This is a genomic window from Noviherbaspirillum sp., assembly GCF_035627455.1.
Lineage (GTDB): Bacteria > Pseudomonadota > Gammaproteobacteria > Burkholderiales > Burkholderiaceae_D > Noviherbaspirillum.
This window is the reverse complement of sequence record NZ_DASPLS010000043.1, coordinates 1-9,673: the sequence shown is the minus strand read 5'-3', so window position 1 is coordinate 9,673 and position 9,673 is coordinate 1. Positions and strand designations below refer to the sequence as shown.

The 9,673-nt window shown below is 61.6% G+C and carries 9 protein-coding genes; 3 read left to right on the top strand and 6 right to left on the bottom strand.

The features are described from left to right. Positions 1-721: VCBS domain-containing protein (locus VEC01_RS08535; protein ID WP_324900389.1), on the bottom strand; the 721-nt coding region annotated here is incomplete at its 3' end. Positions 722-1,266: 545 nt separating this feature from the next. After that, positions 1,267-2,823 (bottom strand): methyl-accepting chemotaxis protein, encoded by a 1,557-nt coding sequence (locus tag VEC01_RS08530; RefSeq protein ID WP_324900388.1) that lies wholly within the window; start codon positions 2,821-2,823, stop codon positions 1,267-1,269. A gap of 331 nt (positions 2,824-3,154) precedes the next feature. Here VEC01_RS08530 and VEC01_RS08525 point away from each other — a divergent pair, with 331 nt between their 5' ends. Next, entirely contained in the window at positions 3,155-3,451 is a 297-nt protein-coding gene (locus VEC01_RS08525) for a hypothetical protein (protein ID WP_324900387.1), read from the top strand. A 31-nt stretch (positions 3,452-3,482) separates the two neighbouring features. Here VEC01_RS08525 and VEC01_RS08520 read toward each other — a convergent pair whose 3' ends face one another. After that, complete coding sequence (locus tag VEC01_RS08520) at positions 3,483-3,917, bottom strand: bacteriohemerythrin (RefSeq protein ID WP_324900386.1); 435 nt, start codon at positions 3,915-3,917, stop codon at positions 3,483-3,485. 364 nt (positions 3,918-4,281) lie between these two features. Here VEC01_RS08520 and VEC01_RS08515 point away from each other — a divergent pair, with 364 nt between their 5' ends. Further along, positions 4,282-5,064 (top strand): SDR family NAD(P)-dependent oxidoreductase, encoded by a 783-nt coding sequence (locus VEC01_RS08515; protein ID WP_324900385.1) that lies wholly within the window; start codon positions 4,282-4,284, stop codon positions 5,062-5,064. Positions 5,065-5,167: 103 nt separating this feature from the next. Here the strand turns inward: VEC01_RS08515 and VEC01_RS08510 are convergent, their stop codons facing one another. Next, on the bottom strand, positions 5,168-5,626 hold the full coding sequence (locus VEC01_RS08510; RefSeq protein WP_324900384.1) for a CBS domain-containing protein: 459 nt from the start codon (positions 5,624-5,626) through the stop codon (positions 5,168-5,170). Positions 5,627-5,718: 92 nt separating this feature from the next. Then, entirely contained in the window at positions 5,719-6,177 is a 459-nt protein-coding gene (locus tag VEC01_RS08505; RefSeq protein WP_324900383.1) for a hypothetical protein, read from the bottom strand. Between the two features lie 308 nt (positions 6,178-6,485). Here VEC01_RS08505 and VEC01_RS08500 point away from each other — a divergent pair, with 308 nt between their 5' ends. After that, positions 6,486-6,881 carry a hypothetical protein gene (locus VEC01_RS08500; RefSeq protein WP_324900382.1) on the top strand — a complete coding sequence of 132 codons (396 nt, stop codon included), beginning with the start codon at positions 6,486-6,488 and terminating at the stop codon, positions 6,879-6,881. A gap of 76 nt (positions 6,882-6,957) precedes the next feature. On the opposite strand, the gene VEC01_RS08495 is transcribed toward VEC01_RS08500, so the two are convergent. After that, a complete protein-coding gene (locus tag VEC01_RS08495; RefSeq protein WP_324900381.1) occupies positions 6,958-9,543 on the bottom strand; it encodes a bifunctional aconitate hydratase 2/2-methylisocitrate dehydratase in 2,586 nt (861 codons plus the stop codon). Positions 9,544-9,673 lie beyond the last annotated feature (130 nt).

Sequence of the window (9,673 nt, the reverse complement as noted above, 5' to 3'; positions counted from 1 at the left end):
TGATTGTCACCGTCACTACCCGGCTGGCACTGCCGTCCTGCGAGACCACCGTGAAGCTGTCAGTGAGAGACTGGCCCACGCCCAATTGCTGGATTGCCGCCTGGCTGTTGTCCGCGGCATAGGTCCAGTTGCCCGCCGCATCGACCGTGAAGCTGCCGTAGCCGTTGCTGCCGGCTGTGCCGGACTGCGCGACGAAGCTCGACTGGTTCTGGTCAACGTCGGCAATGGTCAGCGCGCCCGAAGCGCTCAGGTTCGGCGTGGAGGCGTCCTCTGTCACCGATGCGGTGCTGACACCGCCGATCACCGGCACGTCGTTGGTGCCGGTGACAGTCACCGTCACGCTTGCCCAGCTCAGGGTGCCGTTCCCGAGACGAATCGCGTAGGTAAAACTGTCGGACACGGATTGTCCATTTCCGATGAACTGCAGTGCGGGAGACGCAGTGTCGTACGCGACTTTGCCATCTGCCGTAATCCAGATCCTCGCTCCCAGCGCGCTCACCTCTTCGGCCAATGCCGCATCTTGAACCAGCAGGTCGACCGGTCTATCTCCACCGGTGCTTGTTCCGTTATCCACCGCGTAAAGTGACTTCGCATTACCACCAAGATCATTTCTGAGTACATCAAGAAGCACAATGCCCGAATCCTCTGCACCTCCCTGAAACAGGTCATCCTTGGCCTGTTTTGTATTGCCAAAGGAAACGGTTGATACGCTTGCCGGCATAAACTTCCCCCTATTTATTGGTATCTGGAACGTGACTTTTTTCTGGTCGCAGCTGCTTTTTTCTTGTAATTCTTGGTCACCGCGATTGATCGATGGTAAAACTACCCGGCGTCAACCTATTGATCTAAAGTAAATCAGTTCTTGACATCCATCATGGTTTGAAACGTCACGAGCGGGACCCTCCTCTGAAGGTTGACCGATTTTGCTGAAAGGAAATAAGTTCACGTCGACCAGGAGGGAGCTGGCCAATCTCGGGAATCACGGTATCACCGCTTCTCGAGTATGGTGTGTGCATGCGCGGGCGGGGCGATAGTGGCTGCCCGCTGCGTCACCGAAGGTGCAGGCTTTTCGCGCCACGCCGCGCGCGATAGGCTAACGGCGTGCGGTGCAGCTAACACCAGGTTCGTCGGCGGAAGACGTGTTGATGGCTGAGCCCCCTCCACCAGTCAGCGGGGGGCAACAGGAACCGGGCAGGCCGGCGCGGTCACGTTAGAAACACGTGATCCTGTTCCTTGCATCGCTGCTGAATTGCGGCCAATCCCGGCTCAGGAGGCATTGATCTTGAATATGCCTACCGCTTGGGACAGCTTGTTTGCCTGTTCCTGCAAGGCGCTGGCTGCCGCAGCCGCCTGTTCCACCAGGGCGGCATTCTGCTGCGTCACCTGATCCATGTGAGAGATCGCCACATGAACCTGCTCGATGCCTGACTGTTGTTCTCCGCTTGCCATCGCAATGTCGTTGACGATCGCGCTGACCTGCTTTACCCGCTCGACAACCTGTTGCATTTTCGAGCCGGCATGATCCACCAGCTCGCGGCCCGATCCCACCTGGTCGACGGAATCCGAAATCAAGGCGTGGATATCCTTGGCTGCGGCTGCCGAGCGCTGCGCCAGGCTGCGCACTTCAGCCGCCACCACCGCGAATCCCCTGCCCTGCTCTCCGGCGCGCGCCGCCTCGACGGCCGCGTTCAGGGCGAGGATATTCGTCTGGAACGCAATTCCCTCGATCACGCCAATAATGTCAGCCATCTTTTTCGAGGACGAATGAATGGCGCTCATAGTCCCCACCACCTGCGACATCGCGGTCTCGCCTTCGGCGACAACTTCATACGCGGTCGCGGCGAGCTGGTTCGCTTGCCGTGCATTGTCCGCATTCTGCTTTACCGTGCTCGTCAACTCTTCCATGGAGGACGCGGTCTGCTCCAGCGAGGAAGCCTGCTGCTCGGTGCGCGACGACAGATCGAGGTTGCCGGAGGCGATTTGATTCGATGCGGTCGCAATCACATCGCTGCCCGAGCGCACTTCGCCGACGATGCGTGCCAGGCCATCCTTCATCTGTTTGAGGGCATACATCAGGCTATCGGTGTCGCCAGCCTTGACCGCCACGGCAATCGACAGGTCTCCTTGCGCAATCGCATTCGCAATGACCTTTGCCTGTGCCGGCTCGCCCCCGAGCTGGGCGCGAATGCTGCGGGCGATCACCACGGCGACGGCAATGCTGAGAAGCATCGAGAAAACGCCCAGGATCGTCAGCAACCGTTGCGAGGCCGTGACCAAATCCTCCATCTCATTGCGCATTTTCGCAATCAGCGACGCCTGGTATGAGGTCAGCTTGCTGATTGCTGCGACATAGGAAAACAGGGCCGGCTCCAGGCTTGACTGCACAAGGCGGACGGCACTTTCTTCATTACTGCGCTTTTCCTTGAAAACCTGATCCCGCGCGGCGATGTAGGCAGCGCGGAGCTTGGCGATGTCGGCGAACAACTGCGCTTCTTCGGCATTCTTTTCGAATTGGTCCAGCTCCTTTTGTATCTCCGAAATCCGGTTGCTGGTTTCCTTGATCTTTTTCTGGACTTGCTCCTGGCGCGCCGGGTCGCTGGATTCCGCCACCGCGATGGTGCGCGCACCATTGACATTCGTGCTCGCTGCCCATTCTGCGACCAGCCGCTCTTTTGCCATCACCTCGTCAACCATCTTTTCGACAGCATCCTTGGCGCCATGCAGGCGCCAGGCGGCGATTCCGACGATCAAGCCCAACATGACCAGGGAAACGGTAAATCCGATCGCCAACCGCGTACCTATCGTTGTATCGCTAAGTCTCATATTCGCATTCTTGTGAATTTAACCATTCTGACGACGTCCGTATGGACCTCCCAGTACTGCCAAGACCCTACTTGGGTGATGGTTAAATTTCTTTGACTTGAGTCAAAATAGTTCCGGTCGGCAATTGTCGCATTTATGTACGTCTGCCCGGCGCATCGTTACAGGGACTTACAGAGGCACGGCTTCCACAACGGATTGGCGAAGGTGCGCTACTCGCGGAAACAGTCGTCCGAATGCGGTTTGATATAGGCAAATCAAGATTGCCGGTACAAACTCGAACCGGATTGTTTCCTGCACCCGGGCGCAGGCAAGCAGCGCAGAAGGAGGAGAAGTGAACGACCTGACCGCCCGCCAGCAGTTCGAAGCCTGGGCCGCCACCCGCGACCTTGACCTGAAACCCGGACGTTGCAGTTTCGGGCAGTTCCAGCATGCGGAGCATGACGCGGATCTCGCCTGGGAAGCGTGGAAGTATCAGCAGGCGAAAATCGACGCGCTGCAGCGGCAGCTTGATGAAGCGAAGACCGTGATGGAACGCGCCTGCGCGGCGTGGCAGGACAACGCCGCGCTGGAAACGTCAATACGTTCGCTGCGCGACTACCTTCTTCAGCGGCCACCTGCCCGCGGGTAGGGCGAGCTGGACGGAGCGGGCTCTGCGCTGACTACTTCACCGCGCGGATGCTGCGGCCAAGTTCCATATCCGACGTCTGGATATGGTGCACCAGCCACTTTTCCAGGAATTCCGCGACTTCCGCCGACAGGCTGCCGTGCGCATCCATGAACCGGCGGTGCAGGTTGTTGACCTTCTCCATCAGGATGATGTGCTGGCGGCGGTGGGTTTCGTAGCCGCTGAACTGGATCGCTTCCATCAGCGCTTCCTCGCGCGCGAAATGATCCCCGGTGTGCTCGATGAGCTCCACGAGGACTTCGCCGACGATGGAATGCTCGGGCTCTTCCAGCATCTCGGCTTGCACCCGGTGCGCAAGATCGAATATGTGTTGGTGATCGGCGTCGATCATTTCGTGGCCGATCGACAGTTCCTTGGTCCAGGAGGGAGTCGGCGAGTCTTGCTCGATTGTCGTCTTGGGATTCAGCATTCTTGGCCTCGGCGCTATGCGGTATGCCTGCAAGAACTATTTAATCACGGAAGCACCTCGCCTACTGCTGCAGATCCGGATCTATTGACTGAAGTCAAGAATTTGCCGCGGAACAATGCCCGGTTTTCGTCGACGCTCCGCATCACTAACTGCAGGAAAAGCAATTATTTGCGCATCGCCGACGCGGTCATGGCTTCCTGCGCAACCGGCGGCGAAATGTGCATCAACCGACACCATGCAACCCGGCAGGCACGGAAGCTGCAGGGCGGAGCACTCACGCAAACGCATGCGGGCGCCTCGCCGATTCTCCAGGCGTACGGAACGCAGAGCGCGCCGCCATGCCGGCCAGACAGAAAGGATTTCCATGAACCAGCAGAGCTTGCACGGCGAACTCGCAGTCGTGACAGGTGCCGACTCCGGTATCGGCCAAGCGACCGCGATCGCCTTTGCCCGGGAGGGCGCGGACGTGGTCCTCACCTATTTTCACGACCAGCAGGGCGCGGCGCACACCGCCCGCGAAATCGAGGCATCGGGCCGCAAGGCAGCCGTCTTTCAGCTCGACCAGCGCGATTCGTCAGCGGTCGCGCGGCTGTTCAGGGATGTGCGGGACAAGCTCGGCTTGCCGACCATCCTGGTCAACAACGCCGCCGCGGATGCGTCGGGCAAGCCGGTCAGGGACCTCACCGATGAGGAATGGGACGACGGGCTGCGCACCAACCTCTACGGTCCGTTCTACTGCTGCCGCGAATTCATCCGCATGCTCGACGGCAGCGGGAAGCATGGCAGCATCATCAATATCACGAGCGTGCACCAGGAAATCCCGCGCGCCGGCGCCGCTCCCTATGACGCGTCCAAGGGGGGATTGCGCAACCTGACCACGACCCTGGCCCTCGAGCTCGCCGAAAAGAACATCAACGTCAACAATATCGCGCCCGGCATGGTATTGACCCCGATGAATCAGGCCGCCGTCGACGACCCGGAGGTGCACAAACGGCAGGTACAGTCGATTCCGATGAAGCGGGCGGCGCAACCGGAGGAAATCGCGCACGTCGCGGTATTTCTTGCGTCGGAGCGGGCGCGCTATATCCATGGCACGACGATCGTGGTCGACGGCGCGCTGATGCTGTTCCAGGGGCAAGGCGCGTAACGGAGCGCTGCGGCACGCAGCGCCCTGCGCGAATCGTGCCTGCTCCTGCCTGGTTGGCTTTCTGCCTCGGCGCCCCTATGTTCCCCTGCTTTTGGCTCCGGGGCTAGTGGCGGCTTGGCTGCTTTCCGGTGCTCGGGCGCTCCGGCGGCACCGGCGCGGAGATATCGCCGAGCGTGCTGTCGGTATCGACGCCTTGTTCCGTCGCAAGATCCCCGAGCGAAACCACGCCGACCAGTTCCATGTTCCGGCTGATGACCGGTATGCGACGGATCTGCTGGTCACCCATTTGCTGCAGCACCTCGCCGACGGTCTGGTCCTCGAAGCACCACAGCACCTGGTCGCTCATCACGTCGGAAACGCGGACCGCGCCGGGCGCCTGCCCGTCCGCAACCGCGCGGATCGTGATGTCGCGATCGGTGATCATGCCGACCAGGCGTTTGCCGTCGCATACGGGCAGTGCCCCGACATTCATGTCGCGCATGACCTGCGCAGCCTGCTGCAGATTGTCATCGGGCCGCACGACGGTCACATCCCGGGTCATTACTTGCGCTATCGATTTCATGCTGGTCTCCTGGCTTCAACGTGAGGATGGCCAGTTGGATACGGAGTCGGCGCGGGAGTTTCAGAACGGGTCCGTGCGGACCCGCGCAATGCTCATCCGTAGACGATCTCGTCAAACAGGCCGATCTGCACGATGCAGTCCGCTGCTTCGGCGTCGATATCCGACGCATCATCGTTCTCGACCGCCGCCAGGATGATCTCGCGGATCGCCGGAGGCACTTCCACCTCGCCGCCGGCGATGCGGCCTATTGCATCCGCGATCCCCTGCAGATCGAGCGTGCCGCCCTGCGTCGGATCCTTTGACACGAGGAAGCTTGCCGCCGTGTAGGAAACCCGGCCGCCGTCATTGCTGCCGGGGTCGTCGTCGACATAATCGGAGAGGTCGAAATCCCGCACGCCGATATTGCCCGTATCGTCGCCAGCCGGTTCTGCGCTCACGTCTGCCCAATAGGAGCAGCCGCCCTCGACCGCGGTCTCGAGGACGTCGGACAGAAATTCCTCGCTCAGCTCGTAGTCCGCACCATTGATCGTGATCGTGTTTCGCCCGTTCATGTTCCGCTCCGCCGGCAATAGCCGTTTCCCTGTCGCCCGTGACTGCCCTTGCAGCGCGGCGTCGCCACTGTTTCCATCCGTCGCCAGCCACCGCCCCATGGCTACGAGAGTGCGCAGCCGCTTTAGTTCGTTCCCGGGGCGGCAGTCCGGCAGTGGATCAAACGCCGCACAGCCGGCGCGCTTTGTACCGCGCGTACGATCAGGCTGGCGACTGCATTTCAGGCTTGCGTCGCCTAAGCTTCTGGTAGCGGCAATCCTTTACCGACTCGCCAGCAGTGATTTTTGCCGCGAGGGGGACAGGAGATTGCATGGATGAAAGAAAGCGATCGGCTGGATCGAACCAGGCCGGTATGACACCCGGCAACAGCAGGACACGCAAGTCCGCCTCATGGATCGGAAGGTCCTGCGTTGGCCTATCCCTGTTTTCCTGGTTCCTCGGCCTCGGCATGCCCGGAGCGGGATGGCTGCTGGCAGCCACCGTCCTCACCATCGCCGCTCTGCGCAGGCGGATGGTCGGAACGAAGTATCTGATCGCCTCCTTCCTTTTCACCACGGTGCATTTGCTTACCATCGGCCCGCTCGGCAATCGGGCAGGGACCGGTTCGCGCATCGACGCCGCGACCGCGTTCTTCCTTGCCGTCTTCGTGCTGACGCCCATGCTGGCCGCCCTGCTCGCCATCTTCATGGCGGCGTACCGAAAATAAAAAAGGCTTCCCGAACGGGAAGCCCTTTGTCCTTCGTGCTTGCGCAACCCGCGGCCCGGCCGCGGGCCGGTACGGGTTACACCGACACCGTATCCGCCACGTCGCGGAATTCCGCGATCTGGTCGAAGTTCATGTAACGGTAAATATCGGATGCGTTCTTGTCGATCACGCCGATATTGGCCATGTACTCTTCCTTCGTCGGGATCTTGCCCAGCATCGCGCAGACAGCCGCGAGTTCAGCCGAGCCGAGGTAGACGCGCGTATCCAGGCCGAGACGGTTCGGGAAGTTGCGCGTGGATGTCGACATCGCGGTGGAACCCTTGCGGATCTGCGCCTGGTTGCCCATGCACAGCGAGCAGCCCGGCATTTCCATGCGCGCGCCGGTGCGGCCGAGGTTGCCGTAGTGGCCTTCCGCGGTCAGCACCTGCTGGTCCATCTTGGTCGGCGGCGCGATCCACAGGCGCACCGGGATGTCGCTCTTGCCTTCGAGCAGCTTGGACGCTGCGCGGAAGTGACCGATGTTGGTCATGCAGGAACCGACGAACACTTCGTCGATCTTGTCGCCGGCGACTTCGGACAGGGTCTTCACGTCGTCCGGGTCGTTCGGGCAGGCCACGATCGGCTCCTTGATGTCGGCCAGGTCGATCTCGATCACGGCCGCGTACTCGGCATCCGCATCCGGCGCCAGCAGTTCCGGCTTGGCCAGCCAGGCTTCCATCGCCTTGATGCGGCGCTCCAGCGTGCGCTTGTCCTGGTAGCCGTTGGCGATCATCCACTTCATCAGCGTGATGTTCGACGTCATGTACTCGGCGATCGGTTCCTTGTCGAGATGCACGGTGCAGCCGGCGGCGGAACGCTCGGCGGAGGCGTCGGACAGTTCGAATGCCTGTTCGACCTTCAGCTTCGGCAAGCCTTCGATTTCGAGGATGCGGCCGGAGAAGATGTTCTTCTTGCCCTTCTTCTCGACCGTCAGCATGCCCTGGCGGATTGCGTACAGCGGAATCGCGTTGACCAGGTCACGCAGCGTGACGCCCGGCTGCATCTCGCCCTTGAAGCGGACCAGCACCGATTCCGGCATGTCGAGCGGCATGACGCCGGTGGCGGCGGCGAACGCCACCAGGCCGGAACCCGCCGGGAAGGAAATGCCGATCGGGAAACGGGTGTGGGAATCGCCGCCGGTGCCGACGGTGTCGGGCAGCAGCAGGCGGTTCAGCCAGGAGTGGATCACGCCGTCGCCCGGACGCAGCGCAACGCCGCCGCGGGTCGAGATGAAGGACGGCAGCGACTGGTGCATCTTGACGTCGACCACCTTCGGATAGGCGGCGGTGTGGCAGAACGATTGCATCACCAGGTCGGCGGAGAAGCCCAGGCAGGCCAGATCCTTCAGCTCGTCGCGGGTCATCGGGCCGGTGGTGTCCTGGGAGCCGACGGTAGTCATCTTCGGTTCGCAGTAGGTGCCCGGGCGGATGCCCTGGCCGGCGGGCAGGCCGCATGCGCGGCCGACCATCTTCTGCGCCAGCGAGAAGCCCTTGCCGGAGTCGGACGGATTCTGCGGCAGGCGGAACAGCGTGGACGGCGCCAGGCCGAGCGCTTCGCGCGCCTTCGCGGTCAGGCCGCGACCGATGATCAGCGGAATGCGGCCGCCGGCGCGCACTTCGTCGAACAGCACGTCGGACTTGACCTTGAACTCGGCGATTACTTCGCCGTTCTTCAATGCCTTGCCCTCGAACGGACGCAGCTCGATCACGTCGCCCATTTCCATCCTGGACACGTCAAGCTCGATCGGCAGTGCGCCGGCGTCTTCCATGGTGTTGTAGAAAATCGGGGCAATCTTGCCGCCGAGGCAGACGCCGCCGAAGCGCTTGTTCGGGATGAACGGAATGTCTTCGCCGGTGAACCACAGCACGGAGTTGGTTGCGGACTTGCGGGAAGAACCGGTGCCGACCACATCGCCGACGTAGGCGATCATGTTGCCCTTGGTCTTGAGCGCTTCCAGCTGCTTGACCGGGCCGACCTTGCCCGGTTCGTCCGGGTTGATGCCCGGGCGCGGGTTTTTCAGCATCGCCAGCGCGTGCATCGGGATGTCGGGGCGGGTGGTTGCATCGGGAGCCGGCGACAGGTCGTCGGTGTTGGTTTCGCCGGAGACCTTGAACACGGTCAGGGTCAGGCTTTGCGGCACTTCCGGACGGGAGGTGAACCACTCGGCGTCGGCCCAGGACTGCAGCACGGCCTTCGCATTGGCGCTGCCCTTGTCGGCCAGTTCCTTCACGTCGTGGAAGTAGTCGAACATCAGCAGGGTCTTCTTCAGGCCGTCGGCGGCGACGGTGCCGACCGCGGCGTCGTCGAGCAGCTCGATCAGCGGCTTGATGTTGAAGCCGCCAAGCATGGTACCCAGCAACTTGGTCGCGAGTTCGCGCGGGATCAGCGGGCTCTTTTCCGTGCCCTTGGCAACCTGCTCCAGGAACGCGGCCTTGACCTTGGCCGCGTCGTCCACGCCGGCCGGGACACGGTTGGTGATCAGGTCAACGAGGAACTGCTCTTCGCCTGCCGGCGGGTTCTTCAGCAGCTCCACCAGGTCCTTGGTCTGTGCCGCGGAAAGCGGAAGCGGGGGGATGCCGAGGGCGGCGCGTTCGGCGACGTGGTTGCGGTACGCAGCTAGCATGTGTGTGCTCTTCAGGTAGGTTGAGAAAATAACAAGAAGACTGATGGTCTTCCGATGCTCGCAATATTGTACCTGAACAAGTCTTCTATAAGATATAAGACATAACAAGTTAGTCGGGAATTTTTGGGCC